Raw genomic sequence first — 22584 nt, forward strand, 5'->3', positions numbered from 1 at the left:
CCGATATTCGCCGAAAAGCGGGCAACTTGACTGAAACGGTTCGCCGTGCTGATCTTGTACTTTCGTACCAACTGACAACCCGGAGAGTCCGCGATGCCCCATGTACCGGTTACAGAGCTTTCGCAGTACGTTGGCAAGGAGCTGGGCCACTCTGAGTGGTTGATGATCGACCAGCAGCGCATCAACCTGTTCGCCGAGGCAACCGGCGATTTCCAGTTCATCCATGTCGACCCTGAGAAGGCAGCAAAAACCCCATTTGCCGGCACGATCGCACATGGCTTCCTGACCTTGTCGCTGATCCCCAAGCTGATCGAGGACATCCTCGTCCTGCCGCAAGGGCTGAAGATGGTTGTGAACTACGGGCTGGACAGCGTGCGCTTCATTCAGCCGGTCAAGGTCGACAGCCGGGTTCGGCTGAAGGTAAAACTGGGCGAGGTGGCGGAGAAAAAACCGGGGCAGTGGCTACTAAAGGCGATTGCCACACTGGAGATTGAGGGTGAAGAGAAGCCTGCTTATATAGCCGAGTCGCTGTCGCTCTGTTTTGTCTGATCCATGCCCGGGGACTGCGGTGCAGCCCCCGATCCACAAATCCCCCGCACTCGCGTAAACTGCCAGCCTTCGCGCAGCCTAGGGCTGCCCCTGTCGATTTATCAAAGGTGCCCGCCATGCCCTGGCTGCAAGTACGCCTGGCCATCAGCCCGGAACAAGCCGAAACCTATGAAGATGCGCTGCTTGAAGTAGGCGCCGTCTCGGTCACGTTCATGGATGCCGAAGATCAACCGATCTTCGAACCCGACCTCAACACCACCCCGCTGTGGTCGCACACTCACCTGCTGGCGCTGTTCGAGGCCGATGCCGACCCTGAACAGGTGTTCGCCCACCTGCGCCTGCTGACCGGCGCCGAGCTGCCCGAACACCAGGCCGAAGTGATCGAGGACCAGGACTGGGAACGCAGCTGGATGGACAACTTCCAGCCGATGCGCTTCGGCCGCCGCCTGTGGATCGTGCCCAGCTGGCACGATGCCCCGGACAAGGACGCCGTGAACCTGCTGCTCGACCCGGGCCTGGCCTTTGGCACCGGCACCCATCCCACCACGGCCCTGTGCCTGGAATGGCTCGATGGCCAGCAGCTTGAAGGCACCCAGGTGCTGGACTTTGGCTGCGGCTCAGGCATCCTGGCCATCGCTGCGCTGCTACTGGGCGCTCGCGAAGCGGTAGGTACCGACATCGACGTGCAGGCCATCGAGGCTTCGCGCGACAACGCCCAACGCAATGACATTGCCGACGAGAAACTGGCGCTGTACCTGCCCGAACACATGCCGGCAATGCAGGCCGACGTGCTGGTTGCCAACATCCTCGCCGGCCCGCTGGTGTCGCTGGCGCCACAGTTGTCCGGCCTGGTTCGTCCAGGTGGCCTGCTGGCGTTGTCGGGCATCCTCGCCGAGCAAGGTGAAGACGTGGCCGCCGCTTATGCCGCCGACTTTGAACTGGACCCGATCGTCGTACGCGACGGCTGGGTGCGCATCAGTGGTCGGCGTCGCTAAGCGGGCCTAGAATACTTTTCTGCACAGCTCCCGGATCGCCGCATGACCGACAGTTTCGTCACCCAGTGCCCGCATTGCCAGACCAGCTTTCGCGTCACCCACCACCAGTTGGGCGTGGCCCGTGGCGTGGTGCGCTGCGGCCACTGCCTGCAGGTATTCAATGCCGCCAAGCAGCTGCTGGAGCAAAACCGCGCCGCTACCACCAGCGCCTCCGTGGTGCCGCCATCGGTACCTGCAGCACCTGCCGAGCCGCTGGCCGAGCCGGCGCCAGCGCCAGCGCCTGCCACCAGTGCACGCGGCGCCCCTCCTGACCAGGACTGGGCGCTGACTGCCCAGGCGCTGGACGAGCTCGACCTCGACAAGGAACTGGAGCGCCTGGAGCGTCGCGGCCAACCGGCCCCGCCCCGCCCGGCCAGCCAGGATGAAAAGCTGCAGGCCCGGCGCGATGAACTTCACCCGGACGAGCACGCAGAAGACCTTTTCGGCACGGCTACCGATGAGCCCTACGCGCCGCAGGAACCGGCAGAGCCAACCCCGGTGCTGATGGAACCGGAACCTTTGGAGCTGGACCTGGAGCCTGCACCCGGCGAGCGCACCGAGCCTACCCTGGGCAGCAACCTTGACCTGGACATCGATGGCGAGCCGCCCGTGCAACGTGCGGCCGAACGCGATGACCAGCCCGCATTCAGCGAACCGCTGCGCATCAGCGATGACGAAACCCCGGAAAAAGGCCTGAGCGCCCGCGACGACGAACCACTGGCGCTGCGCCTGTCGGCGCATGACGACGACCACGTCGAGCCGCTGCCCGGCGAGCGCCTGGAACCAGGCTTTGCTGGCAAACCCGAGCGCCCCTCGCGCAAGGAGCCGCTGGTCGACGTGGTCGACGACCCGCTGCAACTAGGCTGGGAAAAACCCGCACCCAACTGGGGCAAGCGCCTGCTATGGGGCTTTCTGACCCTGCTGGCTGCCGGCCTGCTGGCATTCCAGTACGTATGGTTCCACTTCGACGAAATGGCCCGCCAGGACCAGTATCGGCCGATCTTCCAGCAGATCTGCCCGATGGTCGGTTGCCAGGTCCCTACCCGCGTCGATATCGCACGCATCAAGAGCAGCAATCTGGTGGTGCGCAGCCACCCCGACTTCAAGGGCGCACTTATTGTCGACGCAATCATCTACAACCGCGCGCCGTTCGCCCAGCCGTTCCCGTTGCTGGAACTACGCTTCGCCGACCTCAATGGCCAACTGATCGCCAGCCGTCGCTTCAAGCCGAGCGAGTACCTGTCGGGCGAACTGGCAGGGCGCGGCGAAATGCCCAGCCAGACACCCATCCACATTGCCCTGGACATCCTCGACCCTGGGCCGAAGGCCGTGAATTACAGCCTTAGCTTCCGCTCGCCGGAGTAAGCGACAAGCGGCCCGCAACAAGCGACAAGACAAGAAGCCCAAACCGCAACCGCTTTTTGTCCTGTCGCTTGCTGCTTGAAGCGTAATGGCATAAGCCGACAACTGTTCAGATTTTATCCAAATCCATCTTTATCCAGTCATCGAGAGCGGGTATCATGCCAACCCTTTTTCGAACTCCAAGATTCGGCCCCACAACAGGGATCACCTATGTCGGCGGTACGCATCGGCCAATACACATTACGTAACAACCTGATCCTCGCGCCCATGGCCGGCGTCACGGACCAGCCTTTCCGTACACTTTGCCAGCGCCTGGGCGCCGGCATGGTGGTGTCGGAAATGGTCAGCAGCGACATGAGCCTGTGGAACAGCCGCAAGTCGAGCCTGCGCCGCATCCATGAAGGTGATCCCGAGCCACGCTCGGTGCAGATCGCCGGCGGTGATGCGCAGATGATGGCAGCGGCGGCAAGGGCAAATGTCGAAGCGGGTGCCCAGATCATCGATATCAACATGGGCTGTCCGGCAAAAAAAGTCTGCAACAAAGCCGCAGGCTCTGCTTTATTGAGAGATGAAGCCTTGGTCAGCGAGATCCTCCACGCCGTGGTCAGCGCCGTGGACGTACCGGTGACCCTGAAAATCCGCACCGGCTGGGACCGGGCGAACAAGAACGGCCTGAACGTGGCGAAGATCGCCGAACAGGCCGGCATCCAGGCGCTGGCGGTGCACGGCCGCACACGTGCCGACCTGTACACAGGCGTTGCCGAATACGACACCATCGCTGCCATCAAGCAGGCGGTGTCAATCCCGGTTTTTGCCAACGGCGATATCACCTCGCCAGAAAAGGCCCGGGCGGTGCTGGAAACCACCGGGGTCGATGGCCTGTTGATTGGCAGGGCTGCCCAGGGGCGGCCCTGGATCTTTCGCGAGATCGAGCATTACCTGCGCACTGGCGAACATCTGCCAGCGCCGCAACTGGACGAAGTGGAACGCATCCTGCTGGAGCATCTGGCCGCGCTGCATGCCTTCTATGGCGATGTGATGGGCGTACGTATCGCCCGCAAGCACGTTGGCTGGTACCTGGCAACACGACCCGGCGGCAAGGAGTTTCGCGCCCGGTTCAACGCTTTGGAAGACACACAAGCGCAGTGCGCCAACGTTCGCGCGTTTTTCAGCGAACGTCGACAGAGCCTTGAGACAGAGGACGGACAAGGGGTGGCCGCATGACGATGATGACCGAGACATTTGTGAGTGGAACAACGCCCGTGAGCGATAACGCCAACCTGAAACAGCACCTCAACACGCCGAGCGAAGAGGGCCAGACCCTTCGCGACAGCGTCGAGAAGGCGCTGCACAACTACTTCGCCCACCTGGAAGGCGCGACCGTGACGGACGTGTACAACCTGGTGCTGTCCGAAGTCGAGGCGCCCCTGCTCGAAAGCGTGATGAACTACGTGAAGGGCAACCAGACCAAGGCCAGCGAGATGCTCGGGCTGAACCGAGGCACCCTGCGCAAGAAGCTCAAGCAGTACGACTTGTTGTAAGCCAGAATCCCATCCAGAAAAGGCGACTCCCTGAACAGAGGCGCCTTTTTTGCTGACTCCACCGCGTTATTGGAACCCGAAATGACCGACCAGACTACCCGCCTGCCAGTCCGCCGCGCCCTGATCAGCGTCTCCGACAAGACCGGTATCCTCGAATTCGCCCGTGAGCTGCAGCAGCTCGGTGTCGAGATCCTGTCCACCGGCGGCACCTACAAGCTGCTCAAGGACAACGGCGTAAACGCGGTGGAAGTGGCCGACTACACCGGCTTCGCCGAAATGATGGATGGCCGGGTCAAAACCCTGCACCCGAAGATCCACGGCGGTATCCTCGGCCGTCGTGGTACCGACGACGCCATCATGAACGAGCACGGCATCAAGCCGATCGACCTGGTTGCGGTCAACCTGTACCCGTTCGAAGCCACCATTTCCAAGCCTGGCTGTGACCTGCCGACCGCCATCGAGAACATCGACATCGGCGGCCCGACCATGGTCCGTTCGGCAGCCAAGAACCACAAGGACGTGGCCATCGTCGTCAACGCCAGCGACTACGCCGGCATCGTCGAAGGCCTCAAGGCCGGCGGCCTGACCTATGCCCAGCGCTTCGATCTGATGCTCAAGGCATTCGAGCACACGGCTGCCTACGACGGCATGATCGCCAACTACATGGGCACCATCGACCAGGCCAAGGACACTCTGAGCACCGAGGCGCGCTGCGAATTCCCGCGCACCTTCAACAGCCAGTTCGTCAAGGCACAGGAAATGCGTTATGGCGAGAACCCGCACCAGAGCGCGGCGTTCTATGTAGAAGCCAAGAAAGGCGAAGCCAGCATTTCCACCGCTGTCCAGCTGCAAGGCAAGGAACTGTCATTCAACAACGTGGCCGACACTGATGCCGCGCTGGAATGCGTAAAGAGCTTCGTCAAGCCGGCCTGCGTCATCGTCAAGCACGCCAACCCGTGCGGCGTGGCGGTTGTACCGGAAGACGAAGGCGGCATCCGCAAGGCCTACGACCTGGCGTACGCGACCGACACCGAATCGGCGTTCGGCGGCATCATCGCCTTCAACCGTGAACTGGACGGCGAAACCGCCAAGGCCATCGTCGACCGCCAGTTCGTCGAAGTGATCATCGCCCCGAAAATCTCCCAGGCCGCCCGCGACGTGGTGGCTGCCAAGCAGAACGTACGCCTGCTGGAGTGCGGCGAGTGGCCAGCCGAGCGCGCTGCCGGTTGGGACTTCAAGCGCGTCAATGGTGGCCTGCTGGTGCAAAGCCGCGATATCGGCATGATCACCGCCGATGATCTGAAGATCGTCACCAAGCGTGCCCCGACCGAGCAAGAGATCCACGACCTGGTGTTCGCCTGGAAAGTGGCCAAGTTCGTCAAGTCCAACGCCATTGTCTACGCCAAGCAGCGCCAGACCATCGGCGTCGGCGCCGGCCAGATGAGCCGCGTCAACTCCGCCCGCATTGCTGCAATCAAGGCCGAGCACGCTGGCCTGCAGGTGCAGGGCGCGGTCATGGCGTCGGATGCATTCTTCCCGTTCCGTGACGGCATCGACAATGCAGCTAAAGTGGGTATCAGCGCCGTGATCCAGCCGGGTGGTTCGATGCGTGATGCTGAAGTCATCGCTGCTGCCGACGAGGCCGGCATCGCCATGGTCTTCACTGGCATGCGCCACTTCCGCCACTAATTTCAGCTGGTCGAGCGAACCTCGGCCCCTGTAGGAGCGGGTTTGCCCGCGAATACGATGGTGGATTCACCGCCGCATTCGCGGGTAAACCCGCTCCTACGGGGGCCGAGGTTCGCTGCCAAACAGAGGTTTTGACATGAAAGTTTTGATTATCGGCAGCGGCGGCCGTGAGCACGCCCTGGCCTGGAAAGTCGCCCAGGACCCACGCGTCGAGAAAGTCTTCGTTGCCCCGGGCAACGCCGGTACCGCCATTGAAGCCAAGTGCGAGAACGTCGCCATCGACGTGTGCGCTCTGGAGCAACTGGCCGACTTCGCCGAGAAAAACGTCGACCTGACCATCGTCGGCCCGGAAGCCCCGCTGGTTATTGGCGTGGTCGACCTGTTCCGCAGCCGCGGCCTGGACTGCTTCGGCCCAACCAAGGGCGCGGCCCAGCTGGAAGGCTCCAAGGCCTTCACCAAGGACTTCCTGGCGCGTCACAAGATCCCGACCGCCGACTACCAAAATTTCACCGAGATCGAGCCTGCGCTGGCCTATCTGCAGGAAAAAGGCGCGCCGATCGTGATCAAGGCCGATGGCCTGGCGGCAGGCAAGGGCGTGATCGTCGCCATGACGCTGGAAGAAGCCGAAGCCGCCGTGCGCGACATGCTGGCTGGCAACGCCTTCGGTGAAGCAGGTTCACGTGTGGTGATCGAAGAGTTTCTCGACGGCGAAGAAGCCAGCTTCATCGTCATGGTCGACGGCCACAATGTGCTGCCCATGGCCACCAGCCAGGACCACAAGCGCGTCGGCGACCAGGACACCGGCCCGAACACGGGCGGCATGGGTGCCTACTCACCTGCCCCGGTCGTTACCGCCGACGTGCACCAGCGCGTGATGGACCAGGTGATCTGGCCAACCGTGCGCGGCATGGCCGAGGAGGGCAACGTCTACACCGGGTTCCTCTACGCCGGCCTGATGATCGACAAGGCAGGCAACCCCAAGGTCATCGAGTTCAACTGCCGCTTCGGCGACCCGGAAACCCAGCCGGTCATGCTGCGCCTGGAGTCGAGCCTGGTACTGCTGGTGGAAGCTGCATTCGCCAAGGCACTGGACAAGGTCGAAGCACAGTGGGACCCGCGCCCGAGCCTGGGCGTGGTCCTGGCAGCTGGCGGTTACCCGGGTGACTACGCCAAGGGCGACGTGATCAACGGCCTGGACGCTGCCGCCAAGATCGAAGGCAAGGTATTCCATGCCGGCACTGCGCTCAAGGATGGCAAGGTAACCACCAACGGCGGGCGCGTACTGTGTGCCACCGCCATGGGCAGCACCGTTGCCGACGCGCAGCAGCAGGCTTATCGCCTGGCCAAGGAAGTCAGCTGGAACGGCAGCTTCTACCGTTCCGACATCGGCTATCGGGCCATCGCCCGCGAGTGCGGTGAGCACCAGCAGTAAGTACTACCGGTATGCCGTAGCGGTTTCAGCCTACGGCATCCGGCTCGTCGACAGGGCCCGGCATAGGCCTTGCCTTCGACTTGGCGCGCCGCGCATAGTGAGTACCCGGCACATCGGCCAAGAAGGGATTTCGTAGTGCGTCGGCTTCGGATTGCCTCAGCTCTGATCGTCAGCTTGCTGACCCTGCTCTGCATGTTTCCGGCTGCGGCCGAACATGACGGAGGCTGGACCGTTCTGCTCGACGAACAGGCCAACCTGCAACTGAGCGATGTGCGCTCCGAGCGCTATCGCAACCAGTTCAGCCCACTGCCTCTGGCCGACCTTGATGCTGCCCCGGCTGGACAGGCCTTGTGGCTGCACTATCGTCTGGCGCCAGGTGACCAGGAGCAACTGCTGCGGGTATTTGCCCCGGACCTCTCTGGCCTGGACCTCTACGCCCTCGAAGGCGAGCAACTTCTGCGTCAGCTGCACCACGGGCGCCAGGCCGGCAATGCCAGCCCGACTCTGCGTGGCAGCGACCATGTATTGCCCCTGCCCAACAGCAGGCAACCGCTGGACATCTACTTGCGCCTGGTTTCAGAGCACCAGTTGCGTCCGGCCATCAGCCTTGAGCCTGCGGCCCAGGCTGCCTCGGACCAACGCCAGCCGCTGCTGTTCGGCATGCTGTTCGGCGGCCTGATCATGCTGATCATGCACAACCTGATCCGCTTCCTCTACACCCGCTCCAGCACCACCCTGATCCTGGCGCTGTACCATGGCCTGATGCTGCTCAGCGGCCTGATCCTGCTGAACCTCAGCGGCCCTTGGTGGCATGTGTGGCACAGTGCGCAAACGCCCGCCGCCTACCTGACGCTGGTCCTGGCCGGTCTGTCCGGGTTGTATTTCACCCAACATTTCTTTTCGCCGTGCAATTCGCCACGGCTTAACCGCCTGCTGCAAGGTGAGATGCTGCTGGTCGGGCTCAGTGGCCTGGTGCTGCTGTTCGTCGATACCCTGCCACTGAACCTGATGACCTATGCCCTGATGGCGCTGGGCAGCGTGAGCATGCTACTGGTCAGCAGCTACCACTGGTACAAGGGCTATGCGCCCGGACGCCTGTTCAGCCTGGCCATGGTGGTGTTCAACCTCGGTGGCCTGGTACTGCTGCCAGCCTTGCTAGGCCTGACACGCACCTCCACACCCTGGCTGCTGTGCATCCTGCTGGGCCTGACCGTGGTCAGTGGCCTGCTGCTCAACCTGGCAGTCAGTGAACGGCTGCGGCGCATAAGCGAGGAGCGTTTCAGCGCCAGCCGTGCACTGGCCGCCAGCGATGCGGAAATCAATGCCAAAGCCGAGTTCCTGGCCAAGATCAGCCACGAAATCCGCACCCCGATGAACGGCGTGCTAGGCATGACTGAACTGCTGCTGGGCACCCCGTTGTCGGTGAAGCAACGGGATTATGTGCAGACCATCCACAGCGCCGGCAACGAGCTGCTGACGCTGATCAACGAAATTCTGGACATTTCCAAGCTGGAATCCCGGCAGATCGAGCTCGATGATGTGCAGTTCGACCTTAACGCGCTGATCGAGGATTGCCTGAACATCTTCCGCGCCAAGGCCGAGCAACAGAACATCGAGCTGATCAGCTTCACCCAGCCACAAGTCCCGCGGGTGATCAGCGGAGACCCGACGCGCCTGCGCCAGGCCTTGTCGAGCCTGCTGGAAAACGCCCTGAAAAATACCGACCAGGGCGAGATCCTGCTGGTGGTGGCGCTGGATCAACGTGGCGACGTGCCACGCCTGCGTATCGCCGTGCAGGACAGCGGCGAACCGTTACCCGCTGCCGACCGTGAAGCCTTGCTGCAGGCCGAGTTGCACAGCCACCACTTCCTTTCCAGCAACAAGCTGGGCGGCCATCTGGGGCTGGTTATCGCCAAACAGCTGATCGGCCTGATGCAGGGCGAGTTCGGCATCAAGAGCAACACCGGCATGGGCAACACCCTGTGGCTGACCTTGCCGCTGGACCCTTCACGCCTGGAACAGCCACCGGCAGACCTCGACAGCCCGCTGCGCGATGCCCGTGTGCTGGTGGTGGACGACAACGACACGTGCCGCAAGGTGCTTGTACAGCAGTGCAGCGCCTGGGGCATGAACGTCAGCGCGGTGCCGTCGGGCAAGGAGGCTCTGGCCCTTTTGCGCACCAAGGCGCACCTGCGCGACTACTTCGACGCGGTGCTGCTGGACCAGAACATGCCCGGCATGACCGGCATGCAGCTGGCCGCCAAGATCAAGGAAGACCCGAGCCTGAACCATGACATTCTGGTGGTGATGCTCACTGGCATCAGCAATGCGCCGAGCAAAGTCTTCGCGCGCAACGCCGGGGTCAAGCGAATACTGGCCAAGCCGGTGGCCGGTTATACATTGAAGACCACCCTGGCCGAGGAGCTGGCCCAGCGCGGCCGCGAACAGGCGATGCCCGCCAGCCTGCCTGGCGTCCCGCAGGCGCTGGACCTGCCAGGCGACTTCCGCGTGCTGGTCGCCGAAGACAACAGCATCTCGACCAAGGTGATCCGCAGCATGCTCGGCAAGCTCAACCTCAAGCCCGATACCGCCTGCAATGGCGAAGAGGCCTTGCAGGCGATGAAGGCGCAGCATTATGACCTGGTGTTGATGGACTGCGAGATGCCGATACTGGACGGTTTCTCGGCCACTCAGCAGTTGCGGGCCTGGGAAGCTGACAACCAGCGCCAACGCACGCCGGTGGTGGCACTGACTGCGCACATACTGGCCGAACACAAGGAACGCGCGCGGCTGGCAGGCATGGACGGCCACATGGCCAAGCCGGTGGAGTTGTCGCAGTTGCGCGAGCTGATTCAATACTGGGCCAATCACCGGGAAGCCAAGGCGGACCCGGCACATACGTCCTGACCGATATCCATTGCCCTTGCAGGGGCGGTCTGGCGACACAAGGCCGCGCCGGCATAAACCCAAGGAACACTGCTCATGCTCCATGAGTTGTTCAGCGTCTACCTGAAAATGCTCGTGCTCTACAGCCCGTTCTTCGTGCTGTCGTGTTTTATCAGCCTGACCCGTGGCCACTCCAGCAAGGAGCGCAAGCAACTGGCCTGGAAGGTCGCGTTCGCAGCCCTGGTCGCCAGCGTGTTGCTGTACCTGTTCGGGCGAGCGATCTTCGGAATTTTCGGCATCACCGCCGATGCCTTCCGCATCGGTGCCGGCAGCGTCCTGTTCATTTCGGCACTGGGCATGGCCCAGGGCAAGCCGGCGGTACAGGCCGACAACGTTCAGCAGGATGTGACCATCGTACCGCTGACCATTCCGCTGACCGTTGGCCCCGGTACCATCGGTGCCCTGTTGGTGATGGGGGTAAGCCAGCCGCACTGGGATGAAAAACTGCTGGCCATCGTCAGCATTGCCCTGGCCAGCTTTACCGTAGGCCTGGTGCTGTATCTATCGCACGGTATCGAGCGCCTGCTCGGTGACCAGGGCTTGCAAATCGTCAGCCGCCTGATGGGGCTGTTCGTGTGTGCCCTGGCAGCCCAGATCATCTTTACCGGGATTCGCGGTTACCTGCTGCCCTAAGCTTTCCACGCTGAGGCCTACAATTGCAGCTCAAGGATAGCCTTGCCATTTTGCTTGTCGACACTGGCCTGGGCCCGCTTGCGGTAGTCTTCGCGGAACCCCTGCAAGTTGAAGTGGATCACTTCGACACGCATGTCCAGGATTTTTACTTCACTGTTCAGCTGCATGAACAAGAAGTCCTTGGCGGTCTTTTTCATCGACATTTCCATATGGACCAACACCATGTCGATGAAGCCGCTCGACTGCTGTGAGCAAGGCAGCAACTGAAAGCGCCCGACCGCTTTGGAGACTGCCCTGGATTCGAACGCGGTCAATGCCTGGCTGTCCTTGCGCAGCGCCTGAAGCGACGACTGGGCAGACTGGTAATGACCGGCGGAGCCTTTCTGACGAATCTGGGCAAGCGCCTGCTCGGCAAGGCTGGCCCTGTCCGCCCCCGGTCGAGTCGCAGTGGGCGCGAGCTTGCCATCAAAGCCCAGAAACGCAAGATTACGCCAGTAGTTCCTGAACCAGTCCTGCTCCAGGCCTTCGTTAAAGTCTCCCCAAGCTACTTGCTGGGCAAATGCATTGGCCAACAGGATGTCGTCACGGGCTTCGCGGCTAACACCTGGCAAGAATGACAGCAGGCTGCTGTGGACGAGTTTGCCACTGGCAGCACCTTGATTGAATTCACTCATTTTCGACTCCTGATATTTTCGCAAATTTGACTTGGCTGCGGTACTGCAATTGCTTGACCTTGATGGAGTCATGCAAGCCCGCACTTATCGAACTGATCACTTTTTCATGGATGAAATAATTGGCATCGAACTGCTGAGTAGCATGGGCACTGGCAAGATTCAGTGGCTGCCACAGCCAATCCGTCGCCAGGTGCTCTGTTGTGCTAAAGGCCAACGCGGTAGTGATGACACCTGCATCGGCCAGTATCAGGCGCAACTCCATACGTACATGGCTCACGCCTTTATCGTCCGGGGGCCGAACACATTCCGCCCATAACAACTGTTCTATGGCATCGTCTGGTTGGCAGGAATAAGCGTCGAGGCATGTGGCTACCGGCCCCTGCAGGGCGCTGGGCATGCCAGCCAAGAGGTTGGCCCGCAGCACCTTCCACGGTTCACAGGCCACTGCAGGTGCAGCGGGCACGGCGCTGGCGTGCAAGGTCGCGAGCGTGCAGCCGAAGTTACCCTGAATTCGCAGATATTCCTTTTGCCATACAGCGTCCTGAATGGCATGACCCTTGTTAGCGGTCAGGTAGGCGGCCAGCTGAACATCCAACAGCGCCTCTGCGCATGAAGCAGTGATGGAGTTGTCGATCAATACCAGGCTATTGCCGTTCAACCACAAAGTGTAATTGGCGTGCATCAGAATGCCCTCCAGGCCCGTCGACGCCATGTCGACAGGCCAACTTCATAGTCAGAGTTCCAGCGCCAGCAGGACCTGCAGGGCATTGTCGTCAAGTTTGGTTTCTACAAGGGCGCGAACTTTGTCGTATTGGCGCTTATCGAAATTCAACACCGCACCACAGGCAAAATTGGAAGTGCCGTTGCTTTCCCACTTGACCAGCAGATAGTTGGCAGCCTTGTCAGGCTTGGCGTCGGTCTGGATCGCGCTGACAAGCATCGCCACCTGGCCGCCGTCCGTCTGCTCGCACTTGGTAAGGCTCAGCCCGGTTCGGTCATCTTCCACCGACTTGCGGTCGAGCAACTCGACGTTCTTGGTGCTGGCGGCCAAGGCTGAAACAACCGTTTTGCCGAGATTGTCCAGGGCAGTTGCCACGTCACCCGTGAAAGCGCCATATGCCGCCTGCAGGCCCTTGCCCAGCAAGTTGCTGATCTCAAGGCGCATATTGCGTTCGGTGATCTGCTGTACATCGACATTGGTCGGCGCCCAGCCCATCTTGGACATCAGGTAGATGTAGTGCTTGAACCAGAGCTGCGTTTCACGGATAGGGTCATGCTGCTTGTTGGCACCTTGCGTTGCCAGGGCATGACAAGCCTTTGCAGCATCGCGGTTTTGCTCACCCATCAGGTCGGGGAACACGAACAGATTCTTGTCCGGCAGAACCTGAAGCTGCAGCTTCTCTTTATCGGTCGTCATGGGAAAGTCTCCAGGAAGGGTTGAAGCCGGATGGCTCCAGCCGCAAACCTACCTGTGACCTTTGCATCAATCTGCCACGAAGCAGTTCCTCACCTGCCCGGGCTGCCGCCGCTCAAGGCTTTGCGCCATACCAGCGAGGGGTATAGACCCAGACCCCACCCGCTGCGCGGTCGAACGTGCAGGTAGTGGAAGAGCCAACCAGCACCATGGTGCGCATGTCGACCATTTCTGGCAGCAGTTCGGCCAAGGTGACTACCTTCAGCGTCTGCCCCGGCCTACCGATGTCACGGCCAAGGACTACAGGCGTGTTCCCGTCACGGTGTCGGCGCACAACCTCCAGGGCCACACCGAGCTGGTACGGCCTGGCCTTGGAGATCGGGTTGTAGAAGGCCAGCACCAGGTCGGCCTGGGCAGCCAGGTCCAGGCGCTTTTCAATGATCGACCAGGGCTTGAGGTTGTCCGACAGCGACATCACGCAGAAGTCATGCCCCAGCGGTGCACCTGCCTGGGCGGCGGTTGCCAGCGAGGCTGATACCCCCGGCAAAATCTGCAGGTCGACGCGATGCCAGGCAGGGTCACTGGATTCGTGCAATGCTTCGAGCACCGCAGCGGCCATGGCGAAAACGCCCGGGTCCCCCGACGACACCACCACCACCGAACGGCCTTGGGCCGCCAGTTCGAAGGCATGTCGGGCGCGCTGCATCTCTTCGCGGTTGTCGGTGCAGTGCAGCACCTGGTCACTGCGGAACGGGCCAGCCATGCGCACGTAGGTTTCGTAACCAAGCACATCTTCGGCCTGCGCAAGTTCGGCCTTGACCGCAGGTACCATCAGTTCCGCCGCACCTGGGCCAAGGCCGATGACCGCCAGGCGACCGCGACGGCGGCCGACCTGCGCTACGTCGACCGGGGCAGGCGCCACTGCGACCACGACCTCTTCAAGCGCTATCACCTCGGCATCGGGCACCGCCGCAGCGACCATGCTGGTCACATCGCCTGGGCGGGGGGCGAAGCGCAAAGGGACACCCAGGGCCCGCGCAGCTTCGTGCAAGGCGCTGTCGGCCATGTTTCGCTCGTCGGCCAACACGCAGGCTAGCGAGGGCTCGGCGATGCCGGCCTGCAGCAGTGCTGCGCGAATACTGTGCAGATTGCCACCTGCAACGCCCACCACCACCTGGCGCGGGTGGATCAGCAGCTCATCACGGTTGGCCGGGCGCGCCTGATGCCCCACATGGATGGTGCGCTGCGCCGCTTCGCTGGCAGGCAACTGCGCCAGCTGCAGCCAGGGTGCGTTGCCTTCGATACGCACGGACTCACCCGCCAGCAGGTCGGATACAAAGCGCTTGCCTTGCTCGATGTCGGCCAATGCATAGCCCTGCGGCGGGTTCAGCAGGCAAGTACCGAAGCGCAGCTCACCACTGGTGGTGATGGCCGCGGGAACGCCCAGCGCATCGGCGATTTCCCGCGCCATCACGTTCACCCCGCCGAGGCCTCCGAGCAACGGCACCACCGCGCTACCATCCTCGGCCACGGCCAGTACCGGCGGCTCGCTGCCCTTCTCGCTGAGCAGACTGGCCAAGCTGCGGATAACGATACCCGCGGCGCACAACGCGATGATCGGCGTGTCTTGCTGGTACAACCCGCGCAGGGTATCGCCGAACGACGCGTACGACTGGTCCGCACCCTCGACACGCCCCTCAAGGCCATGGATCGTGGCCTGGGGATAACAGGCCTGGATACGCTGCGCCGTCATCAGGCTGCCCGGGCCGAGAATGACGATGGCCGGTGCTCTGTGCATGTTCATCCCTGCCATTTTTCCCCCGGCACGATGATCAGCGAGAAGTAGGGCGACGACTGCGGGTCGACCTGGTCCAGCGGAACGATCTTCTGGTTGGCCATCGTCGCCCGTTCCACATACAGCGCACGCCCATCCAGGCCCAGTTCGGCCAGCACTTCGCGCACCTTGGGGAAGTTGCGCCCAAGCTTCATGATCACCGCTGCATCGGCGTCGGCCAGGCGGCGCTTGAGCTCTTCAGCGGGCAACACGCCGGACAACACCGACAGGCTCTGGTTGCGGTACACCAGCGGCGCACCCAGCACCGAAGCGCCACCGAGCATGGAGCAGACACCGGGAATCACTTCTGCCTCATAGCGCTGCGCCAGACGGTCATGCAAGTACATGTAGGAGCCATAGAAGAACGGGTCGCCTTCGCAAATCACCGCCACGTCACGGCCGGCATCCAGGTGCTCGGCCACCTGGACGCTGGCTTCGTCGTAGAAGTCGCTGATCACTTGCTCATAGGACAACGGCGCCGGCAGCACTTCGGTGGTGACCGGGTAGACCAGCGGCAGCAGGGTCTGATCGGGCTGCAGGTGCGCCTCGATAATGCCGAAGGCATTGCCACGCTTGCCCTTGGCCACGAAGTAGCCGACCACCGGCGCCTCGCGCAACAGGCGCAGGGCCTTGAGGGTAATCAGTTCAGGATCGCCAGGGCCCACGCCCAGGCCAAGCAGTCGTCCGCGCGGCGCCATCATTCCACCTCCGTGGCCAGGGCGTTGACCGCCGCGGCGGCCATTGCGCTGCCGCCCAGGCGGCCTTGCATGATCACGAACGGCACGCCGCGGCTGTTGGCGGCGAGCATGGCCTTGGACTCGGCAGCGCCGACGAAACCGACCGGGAAACCGAGGATCAGTGCAGGCTTTGGTGCTCCGGCGTCGAGCATCTCCAACAGGTAGAACAGCGCAGTAGGGGCGTTGCCGATCACCACCACGCTGCCCTCCAGGTAAGGGCGCCACAGCTCCAGGGCTACAGCGGAGCGTGTGTTGCCGGCGTCTTTGGCCAGGCCCGGCACGCTGGGGTCACGCAGGGTGCAGATGACTTTGTTGTCAGCTGGCAGGCGGGCCCGGGTGATGCCTTCGGCTACCATGTGCGCATCGCACAGGATCGGTGCGCCGTTAAGCAGCGCCTCACGCCCGGCCCGGCCGGCCCCCTCGGAGAACTGCAGGCCATCGATGGCGTCGACCATGCCACAGGCGTGGATCACGCGCACGGCGAGTTTTTCAAGGTCTGCGGGGATCCGCTCGAGTCGGGCTTCCTCACGGATGATCCGGAAAGAATTGCGATAGATCTCCTGACCATCGCGGATGTAGTCAATCATCAAGGTGCTCCGTCGGCAGGTCGAGCATGGCGCCTGCTTCATTCAAGGTAAGGTCGGTGGCGCGCAGGGCACCGAAACCCGGCTGGCGCGCATCACGCAGGTACAGGTCGTAACGGCCCGGCGAACGGGCCAGCAAGGTGGCCGGGGCAACGTGGGCCACAGCGCAGGAACGGGGGCAGCCGGACAGGTGCACGCTGGCCGGCACGCCAGGGCCCAGCAGCGCGGCCAGGACAACGGCGTCGGCCTTGGTCTCGGCAAGGGCCTTGGCGCAACCACTGGCACCGGTGCAGGCACTGATACGCGCCAGGGGTTCATGGTCGTGGCACAGCAACCCCAACGCAGACAGTTCGGCCAGGGCCTGATCGATGTGCTGCGCTTGCAGGTTGGTCAGCACCAGGCTTTGCCAGGGGCTAAGGCGCATGCTGGCATCGCCCATTTCACGGGCTATACGTGCGGCGCCACGCAGCATCGCGGGGGTCAGGCGGCCTTGCGGCGGGGCAACGCCAAGGGCAATACCCTGCGCCTGGGGCAACCTGCCCAACCACGAGGCGTAGTGCTGTTCACGCCGCCATGTGAGCACGGCGGCATCGCGGCGGATGTTCAGGCCGAGCCCAGCGACAAACTCGGCGGTCGGGTACACCTCAAGCAGCTGGCGCATGCGCGTCTGCGTCGGGGATGCCAGGTCAAGGAAGCGTTCCAGCACGGCACGCACCAGCATCAGGCCCTGCGCCAGCGGCACCGCACCGAGCGCCTGGCCCTCTGCCGGGCAACCTGCCAGGCCAAACGCCAGCCAGGTCTGCTGGTCCAGGTGCAGGGGCGACAGCCACAGGTCATGGGGGTGTTCGAGCATCGCCAGGCGCTCGCCTGCATCCAGCTGCACAGCGAACTTGGCCGACAACTGGTGAAAGCGCGGAGTGCCTTCCAGCAGGTCGAGGATCTGCCCGGCCAGCGGCCTGGCGTCCAGCAGCATGAGCGGGTCATGCCCGGCCAGCGGGCTGAGCATCAGGTTGCGCACATCGTCGCCCGCAGCGTCGCGTGGTCCCAGGCCGGCTGCGAGCAGTGCCTCGACCAAAGCGCGATGCTCGCTGCCAATGCCGCGAATCTGCAGGTTGCCACGGTTGGTGGCTTCGATCACGCCGCCAGCGAAACGCTCGGCCGCCGCCGCCACGGCTTCGGCCTGTTCGGCCAGCAGCAGGCCACCCGGCAGCTTGATGCGGCAGATACCGCCATCACGGGCACTGACAATGCGCCACAACCCCGGGCAGGCCGAGGGGCGGGGTGATACGTGGGGGGCATGGGCCTGCGTCAAAGGGGCATCCGGCAGTCTGTGAAAATGCGCTTGAGTGTAGAAGGCGCGGTATTATGCCTGCTTTGTCCGGCGGCATGAAAAGCCGGTGGTCGCGCATCCTCGGCGCTCAAGTAGAAATTCAGGACCGCGTCGCCTTCTTCGCGGGCTCGCCCGCTCCCACAGGTTCACTGCAGGCTGCACATGCTGCACGGTATCGGTAGGAGCGGGCTTGCCCGCGAAGGGGCGCGAAGCGGCCCCAAAAATGGCGGAATGAAATTCATGGCACCCTGGCTGACAGTAGTAGGCATCGGCGAAGACGGCTTCAGTGGCCTGGGCAAACAGGCCCGGCGCGCCCTGCTGGGCGCTGGGCGGGTCTTCGGCAGCCCGCGCCAGCTGGCCTTGCTGCCACGGTGCGTGACCGCTGAACGGCTGGCCTGGCCCAGCCCGTTCTCGCTGGCCCCGGTGCTGGCCCTTCGCGGCGAGCCAGTGTGCGTGCTGGCCAGCGGCGACCCTATGTTCTACGGCGTCGGCGCCAGCCTGGCGCGCCAGGTGCCTGCTGCAGAAATGCGCGTGCTGTCGATGCCCTCTTCCTGCGCCCTGGCCGCTGCCCGCCTGGGCTGGCCGCTGCAGGACCTGCAGGTGGTGTCGCTGGTGGCCCGTCCCCTGGCAGCGCTCAATGCCCACCTGCACAGCGGCATGCGCCTGCTGGTGCTGAGCAACGATGGCGACAGCCCGGCGGCAATTGCCGCACAGCTGCGCGGGCAAGGCTTCGGCCCAAGCCGCCTGCAGGTGTTCGAGCACCTGGGGGGCGTGCACGAACGTGCACTGGCCGGCACCGCCCAGGACTGGCCACACACCGGTATCGCGGCGCTCAACCTGGTCGCCATCGAATGCCTGGCTACGCCCGATGCGCCCCGCCTGCACCGGCTGGCGGGGTTGCCAGACGCCGCATTCCGGCACGATGGCCAGTTGACCAAACGTGATGTCCGCGCCATCACCCTGGCGCGCCTGGCACCGCAGCCCGGCGAACTGTTGTGGGATGTAGGCGCGGGCTGCGGTTCGATCGGCATCGAGTGGATGCGTGCCCACCCGGCATGCCGCGCCCTGGCCATCGAGGCCGACGAAGGCCGCCAGGGGTTGATCGAGCATAACCGCGATGCATTGGGGGTACCCGGCCTGCAACTGGTGCGCGGCAAGGCGCCAGCGGCGCTGCAAGGCCTGGAACAACCGGATGCGATCTTCATCGGAGGCGGCGTTACCGGCGCAGGTGTACTGGACCTGTGCTGGGCAAGCCTGCGCCCCGGCGGCCGCCTGGTGGCCAACGCCGTCACCCTGCAAAGCGAACTGGCCCTGGCGCACTTTCGCGAACAGCACGGTGGTGAGCTGACCCGCATCCATGTCGCCCATGCCCAGCCCTTGGGTGCGTTCGACACCTGGCGCCAGGCACTGCCGATCACCCTTCTGGAAGTACTGAAACCCGCCGATGCGTGAAGAAACCCGCGAACAGCCCGCGCCTCTGCGCAGCGGCCTTACCACCGGCAGCTGCGCCACCGCCACCAGCCTGGCTGCGGCCAAGCTGCTGCTCACCGGGCAGCGTGATGATGCGGTGGACATCACCCTGCCCAAAGGCAAGGTCGTGCAGATGCGCCTGGAATTCTGCCGCCTGATTGGCGACTGCGCCGAAGCCGGTACCCTCAAGGATGCGGGTGACGACCCGGACGTGACCCACGGCGCCCTGCTCTACAGCCAGGTGCGCCTGCTGGCCGAACCTGGCATTGGTTTTGTCGCCGGCAGCGGCGTGGGCACGGTAACCCGGCCGGGGCTGGTGCTGGCTGTGGGTGAACCGGCCATCAACCCGGTGCCTCGGCGCATGATCAGTGAACACCTGCAACGCCTGGCCGACGCGTGCGGCTACCTGGGCGGCTTCGAGGTCACGGTCAATGTGCAAGGTGGTGAGCAACTGGCGCTGAAAACCATGAACCCGCGTCTGGGCATCCTCGGCGGGCTGTCGATCCTCGGCACCAGCGGAATCGTCCGGCCGTTCTCCTGCGCAGCCTACATTGCCTCGATCCACCAAGGCATCGACGTGGCCCACACCAACGGTTACACGCACATAGCCGCGTGCACCGGCAATGCCAGCGAAGACACCATGCGCCGCGTCTACGGCCTGCCGGAAATCGCCCTGATCGAAATGGGCGATTTCGTCGGCGCGGTGCTCAAGCACCTGCGCAAGGTACCGGTGCCGCGCCTGACCCTGTGCGGCGGCTTCGGCAAGATCAGCAAACTGGCCGCCGGGCACATGGACCTGCACAGTCGTCACTCCAGCATCGACTTGCCGCAACTGGCAGGTTGGGCCGCAGACATTGGCGCTGACGAGGCGTTGCAGGCTGCCATCCGCGGCGCCAACACCAGCCAGCAAGCGCTCGCTCTGGCTCATGCGGCCGGCATTGCCCTGGGTGACGCGGTGTGTGCCCACGCCCTGGCCTTCGCCCGTAGCGTCGTGCCGGCGCAGGTGCACGTGGAAGTGTTCGCCATCGACCGCCAGGGCGGCATCGTCGGCCAGGCGGGTGTGCAATGACTGCGCGCATCCTGTTGCTGGGGGGGGTCACTGAAGCCCTGGCCATGGCCCGTCGACTCGGGCCTGAACATGTCTACAGTCTGGCCGGTATCGGCCGCGTGCCGCAGGGCTTGCGATGCCAGGTACGGGTCGGGGGTTATGGCGGTGTCGAGGGCCTGACCCGCTACCTGCGCGAAGCGGGTATCACCCTGCTGATCGACGCCACCCATCCCTATGCCGCGCAAATCAGCCGCAATGCCGCCAGCGCCGCACGCAACGCCGGCATCCCGTGCTGGGCCTTGCGTCGTCCCGCCTGGCAGGCACAAGCAGGGGACGACTGGCGAGAAGTCGAGGATTGGGCAGGGTTGATCGAAGCACTGAAGCCGTTCCGCAGGCCACTGTTCACGCTAGGGCGCGAGCCGCTGCAGCACCTGGACGAGATTCCGCCGGAGCAGTTCTGGACCTTGCGTGCGCTGGAGGCGTGCCCTGGCAACGCGCGCTGTGAAGTGATTGGCGCACGTGGGCCATTCCATATCGAGGATGAGCGGGCGTTGTTCCAGCGCCGCCACATCGATGTGCTGATCAGCAAGAACAGCGGCAGTGTGGCGACCGAGCCGAAGCTGGACGTGGCGCGGGAGCTTGGCGTGCCGGTGCTTGTCCTGAAACGTCCGACACTGCCGGAGGTGGACCGGGCATTCGCCTCACTGACGGACCTGGCAACAGCGCTCGCCCTCTAGGCGCTGCCCTTTCGCGACAGGCACGCCTACAAAGATTTCAGACTTTTCTACCAACGAACCCAGTGGCCCGTTGCCGCTCTACTGCCTTAAACTCGACACCCCTCCCCCGGAAGGTTTCACCCATATGGAAATGCAATGGTGGATCTGGCTGGTCTTCGGCATCGCGCTGATCCTGCTTGAACTGGTCCTGCCAACGTTCTTCATCCTCTGGTTCGGCATCGGCGCCGTGCTGGTCTCGCTTATCTCGCTCGCCGCATCCAGCCTGCAATTGGACATGCAGGTCCTGCTGTGGGTACTGCTGTCGTCGGCCACCACTGTGCTGTGGTTCAAAGTGTTCCGGCGCAAACAGCCGGACGTGCGCTGGACCGCCGCCAGTGTGATCGGCGAAGTGGGCCTGCTGACCGCTCCCGTGTCGGAGTTCCAGAAAGGCCGCGTACGCTTCCAGAAGCCGATCCTGGGCAACGAAGAGTGGACCTGCATCGCCGATAGCCAGATCGCCGCCGGCGAGCGGGTACGCCTGACCGCCATCGAGGGGAACACCGCCCGCGTTATCCGGGCCTGAATCCGCATTAAAAGGAATTTTGCAGCATGACCAGCCTCATCGTCGTCGGCGCCATCGCCCTGTTCGTCCTGATCACCGTGTTCAAGGGGGTACGCATCGTGCCCCAGGGCGAGGAGTGGATCGTCGAACGCCTGGGCCGCTACCACAGCACCCTCAAGCCGGGCCTGAACATTGTCATCCCCTACATGGACGTGGTCGCCTACCGCCTGCCGACCAAGGACATCATCCTTGATGTGCAGCAGCAGGAAATCATCACCAAGGACAACGCGGTGATCGTGGCCAACGCCCTGTGTTTCGCCAAGGTAGTCGACCCGCAGAAAGCCTCGTATGGCGTGCAGGACTTCTCGTTCGCCGTCACCAGCCTGACCATGACCTCGCTGCGCGCCATCGTCGGTGCAATGGACCTCGACGAGGCGCTGTCCAGCCGCGAGCAGATCAAGGCCCGCCTGCGCGATGCAATGTCCGAGCAGACCGAAGACTGGGGCGTGACCGTGCGCTCGGTGGAAATCCAAGACATCAAACCTTCGGAAAACATGCAGCTGGCCATGGAACGCCAGGCCGCAGCCGAGCGTGAGCGCAAGGCCGACGTCACCCGCGCCGAAGGGGCCAAGCAGGCGGCGATCCTCGAAGCAGAGGCGCGCCTGCAGGCGGCCAGGCTGGATGCCGAGGCGCAGATCAGCCTGGCCGAGGCCTCGGCGCGGTCGATTTCGCTGGTGAAGGAAGCGGTGGGCAACGAGACAGTGCCGGCGATGTACCTCTTGGGCGAACGCTATGTGGGCGCGATGGAGAACCTGGCGGGGAGCAGCAATGCCAAGGTGGTGGTGTTGCCGGCTGACCTGCAAGAGACCGTGCGCGGGTTGATGGGCCGCAACAAGCTTTGAGAGTGTCGGGGGCGCTTTGCGCCCCTACCGCGACACAAGGCCGCTCTCACAGGACAGCGCAGTATTCGACGGCCTTGTGTCGCGATTGGCTGCACAGCAGCCCCCATTACCCAGCCACCTGCGTCAC

The 22584-nt window shown here is 63.5% G+C and carries 21 protein-coding genes; 14 read left to right on the forward strand and 7 right to left on the reverse strand.

Annotated elements, in window-relative coordinates:
• Positions 1-93 precede the first annotated feature (93 nt).
• The 9 genes from LVS58_RS00390 to LVS58_RS00430 all read left to right on the forward strand — a co-directional run bounded on the left by LVS58_RS00390 (position 94) and on the right by LVS58_RS00430 (position 11186).
• Positions 94-549, forward strand: a complete 456-nt coding sequence (locus LVS58_RS00390; RefSeq protein ID WP_233689451.1) for a MaoC family dehydratase — start codon at positions 94-96, stop codon at positions 547-549.
• Between the two features lie 116 nt (positions 550-665).
• Positions 666-1544 carry a 50S ribosomal protein L11 methyltransferase gene (prmA, locus tag LVS58_RS00395; RefSeq protein WP_233689452.1) on the forward strand — a complete coding sequence of 293 codons (879 nt, stop codon included), beginning with the start codon at positions 666-668 and terminating at the stop codon, positions 1542-1544.
• 42 nt (positions 1545-1586) lie between these two features.
• On the forward strand, positions 1587-2948 hold the full coding sequence (locus LVS58_RS00400; RefSeq protein WP_233689453.1) for a DUF3426 domain-containing protein: 1362 nt from the start codon (positions 1587-1589) through the stop codon (positions 2946-2948).
• 207 nt (positions 2949-3155) lie between these two features.
• Positions 3156-4169 (forward strand): tRNA dihydrouridine synthase DusB, encoded by a 1014-nt coding sequence (gene dusB / locus LVS58_RS00405; protein ID WP_233689454.1) that lies wholly within the window; start codon positions 3156-3158, stop codon positions 4167-4169.
• Entirely contained in the window at positions 4166-4486 is a 321-nt protein-coding gene (gene fis / locus LVS58_RS00410; protein WP_012274390.1) for a DNA-binding transcriptional regulator Fis, read from the forward strand. The genes dusB and fis overlap by 4 nt, the downstream gene beginning before the upstream one ends.
• Before the next feature lie 81 nt (positions 4487-4567).
• Positions 4568-6175, forward strand: a complete 1608-nt coding sequence (gene purH, locus LVS58_RS00415) for a bifunctional phosphoribosylaminoimidazolecarboxamide formyltransferase/IMP cyclohydrolase (protein ID WP_233689455.1) — start codon at positions 4568-4570, stop codon at positions 6173-6175.
• Positions 6176-6311: 136 nt separating this feature from the next.
• Positions 6312-7607: a phosphoribosylamine--glycine ligase gene (gene purD, locus LVS58_RS00420; protein WP_233689456.1), complete on the forward strand. Its 1296-nt coding sequence runs from the start codon at positions 6312-6314 to the stop codon at positions 7605-7607.
• 135 nt (positions 7608-7742) lie between these two features.
• A complete protein-coding gene (locus LVS58_RS00425; RefSeq protein ID WP_233689457.1) occupies positions 7743-10514 on the forward strand; it encodes a hybrid sensor histidine kinase/response regulator in 2772 nt (923 codons plus the stop codon).
• A 75-nt stretch (positions 10515-10589) separates the two neighbouring features.
• Positions 10590-11186 carry a MarC family protein gene (locus LVS58_RS00430; RefSeq protein WP_010955434.1) on the forward strand — a complete coding sequence of 199 codons (597 nt, stop codon included), beginning with the start codon at positions 10590-10592 and terminating at the stop codon, positions 11184-11186.
• Positions 11187-11203: 17 nt separating this feature from the next.
• Here the strand turns inward: LVS58_RS00430 and LVS58_RS00435 are convergent, their stop codons facing one another.
• The 7 genes from LVS58_RS00435 to cobG form a co-directional block, all read right to left on the reverse strand.
• Positions 11204-11860, reverse strand: coding sequence for a hypothetical protein (locus LVS58_RS00435; RefSeq protein ID WP_233689458.1), 657 nt, complete (start codon positions 11858-11860; stop codon positions 11204-11206).
• On the reverse strand, positions 11853-12542 hold the full coding sequence (locus tag LVS58_RS00440) for a hypothetical protein (RefSeq protein ID WP_233689459.1): 690 nt from the start codon (positions 12540-12542) through the stop codon (positions 11853-11855). Before LVS58_RS00440 ends, LVS58_RS00435 begins: the two co-directional genes overlap by 8 nt.
• A 51-nt stretch (positions 12543-12593) precedes the next feature.
• The gene (locus LVS58_RS00445; RefSeq protein ID WP_233689460.1) at positions 12594-13277 is read right to left on the reverse strand and encodes a hypothetical protein; all 684 of its coding nucleotides are present in this window, start codon (positions 13275-13277) and stop codon (positions 12594-12596) included.
• Positions 13278-13389: 112 nt separating this feature from the next.
• Positions 13390-15087 (reverse strand): precorrin-3B C(17)-methyltransferase, encoded by a 1698-nt coding sequence (gene cobJ, locus LVS58_RS00450; protein WP_233689461.1) that lies wholly within the window; start codon positions 15085-15087, stop codon positions 13390-13392.
• On the reverse strand, positions 15075-15809 hold the full coding sequence (locus LVS58_RS00455; protein ID WP_233689462.1) for a precorrin-2 C(20)-methyltransferase: 735 nt from the start codon (positions 15807-15809) through the stop codon (positions 15075-15077). Before LVS58_RS00455 ends, cobJ begins: the two co-directional genes overlap by 13 nt.
• Positions 15806-16432 (reverse strand): precorrin-8X methylmutase, encoded by a 627-nt coding sequence (locus LVS58_RS00460; protein WP_233689463.1) that lies wholly within the window; start codon positions 16430-16432, stop codon positions 15806-15808. The genes LVS58_RS00455 and LVS58_RS00460 overlap by 4 nt, the downstream gene beginning before the upstream one ends.
• On the reverse strand, positions 16425-17756 hold the full coding sequence (gene cobG / locus LVS58_RS00465) for a precorrin-3B synthase (protein ID WP_325175971.1): 1332 nt from the start codon (positions 17754-17756) through the stop codon (positions 16425-16427). Before cobG ends, LVS58_RS00460 begins: the two co-directional genes overlap by 8 nt.
• 243 nt (positions 17757-17999) lie before the next feature.
• Here cobG and cbiE point away from each other — a divergent pair, with 243 nt between their 5' ends.
• The 5 genes from cbiE (at position 18000) to LVS58_RS00490 (ending at position 22457) form a co-directional block, all read left to right on the forward strand.
• Positions 18000-19211 (forward strand): precorrin-6y C5,15-methyltransferase (decarboxylating) subunit CbiE, encoded by a 1212-nt coding sequence (gene cbiE, locus LVS58_RS00470; RefSeq protein ID WP_233689465.1) that lies wholly within the window; start codon positions 18000-18002, stop codon positions 19209-19211.
• Complete coding sequence (locus LVS58_RS00475) at positions 19204-20298, forward strand: cobalt-precorrin-5B (C(1))-methyltransferase (protein ID WP_233689466.1); 1095 nt, start codon at positions 19204-19206, stop codon at positions 20296-20298. Before cbiE ends, LVS58_RS00475 begins: the two co-directional genes overlap by 8 nt.
• The gene (locus tag LVS58_RS00480) at positions 20295-21014 is read left to right on the forward strand and encodes a cobalt-precorrin-6A reductase (protein WP_233689467.1); all 720 of its coding nucleotides are present in this window, start codon (positions 20295-20297) and stop codon (positions 21012-21014) included. Before LVS58_RS00475 ends, LVS58_RS00480 begins: the two co-directional genes overlap by 4 nt.
• 124 nt (positions 21015-21138) lie before the next feature.
• On the forward strand, positions 21139-21576 hold the full coding sequence (locus LVS58_RS00485; RefSeq protein WP_233689468.1) for an NfeD family protein: 438 nt from the start codon (positions 21139-21141) through the stop codon (positions 21574-21576).
• Between the two features lie 26 nt (positions 21577-21602).
• Complete coding sequence (locus LVS58_RS00490) at positions 21603-22457, forward strand: SPFH domain-containing protein (RefSeq protein WP_233689469.1); 855 nt, start codon at positions 21603-21605, stop codon at positions 22455-22457.
• Positions 22458-22584 lie beyond the last annotated feature (127 nt).

Origin of the sequence: Pseudomonas sp. JR33AA (assembly GCF_021378985.1) — a bacterium.
In the GTDB taxonomy this organism is placed as follows: Bacteria; Pseudomonadota; Gammaproteobacteria; order Pseudomonadales; family Pseudomonadaceae; genus Aquipseudomonas; species Aquipseudomonas alloputida.

Bases quoted from the DNA above. Each gene is read 5' to 3' on its own strand.
- dusB (WP_233689454.1), top strand. From the start codon at position 3,156: ATGTCGGCGGTACGCATCGGCCAATACACATTACGTAACAACCTGATC.
- LVS58_RS00445 (WP_233689460.1), bottom strand. From the start codon at position 13,277: ATGACGACCGATAAAGAGAAGCTGCAGCTTCAGGTTCTGCCGGACAAG.
- cbiE (WP_233689465.1), top strand. From the start codon at position 18,000: ATGGCACCCTGGCTGACAGTAGTAGGCATCGGCGAAGACGGCTTCAGT.
- fis (WP_012274390.1), top strand. From the start codon at position 4,166: ATGACGATGATGACCGAGACATTTGTGAGTGGAACAACGCCCGTGAGC.
- LVS58_RS00400 (WP_233689453.1), top strand. From the start codon at position 1,587: ATGACCGACAGTTTCGTCACCCAGTGCCCGCATTGCCAGACCAGCTTT.
- cobJ (WP_233689461.1), bottom strand. From the start codon at position 15,087: ATGGCAGGGATGAACATGCACAGAGCACCGGCCATCGTCATTCTCGGC.
- LVS58_RS00485 (WP_233689468.1), top strand. From the start codon at position 21,139: ATGGAAATGCAATGGTGGATCTGGCTGGTCTTCGGCATCGCGCTGATC.
- LVS58_RS00455 (WP_233689462.1), bottom strand. From the start codon at position 15,809: ATGATGGCGCCGCGCGGACGACTGCTTGGCCTGGGCGTGGGCCCTGGC.
- purD (WP_233689456.1), top strand. From the start codon at position 6,312: ATGAAAGTTTTGATTATCGGCAGCGGCGGCCGTGAGCACGCCCTGGCC.
- LVS58_RS00435 (WP_233689458.1), bottom strand. From the start codon at position 11,860: ATGAGTGAATTCAATCAAGGTGCTGCCAGTGGCAAACTCGTCCACAGC.
- prmA (WP_233689452.1), top strand. From the start codon at position 666: ATGCCCTGGCTGCAAGTACGCCTGGCCATCAGCCCGGAACAAGCCGAA.
- LVS58_RS00460 (WP_233689463.1), bottom strand. From the start codon at position 16,432: ATGATTGACTACATCCGCGATGGTCAGGAGATCTATCGCAATTCTTTC.
- LVS58_RS00430 (WP_010955434.1), top strand. From the start codon at position 10,590: ATGCTCCATGAGTTGTTCAGCGTCTACCTGAAAATGCTCGTGCTCTAC.
- purH (WP_233689455.1), top strand. From the start codon at position 4,568: ATGACCGACCAGACTACCCGCCTGCCAGTCCGCCGCGCCCTGATCAGC.
- LVS58_RS00440 (WP_233689459.1), bottom strand. From the start codon at position 12,542: ATGCACGCCAATTACACTTTGTGGTTGAACGGCAATAGCCTGGTATTG.
- LVS58_RS00475 (WP_233689466.1), top strand. From the start codon at position 19,204: ATGCGTGAAGAAACCCGCGAACAGCCCGCGCCTCTGCGCAGCGGCCTT.
- LVS58_RS00480 (WP_233689467.1), top strand. From the start codon at position 20,295: ATGACTGCGCGCATCCTGTTGCTGGGGGGGGTCACTGAAGCCCTGGCC.
- LVS58_RS00390 (WP_233689451.1), top strand. From the start codon at position 94: ATGCCCCATGTACCGGTTACAGAGCTTTCGCAGTACGTTGGCAAGGAG.
- LVS58_RS00490 (WP_233689469.1), top strand. From the start codon at position 21,603: ATGACCAGCCTCATCGTCGTCGGCGCCATCGCCCTGTTCGTCCTGATC.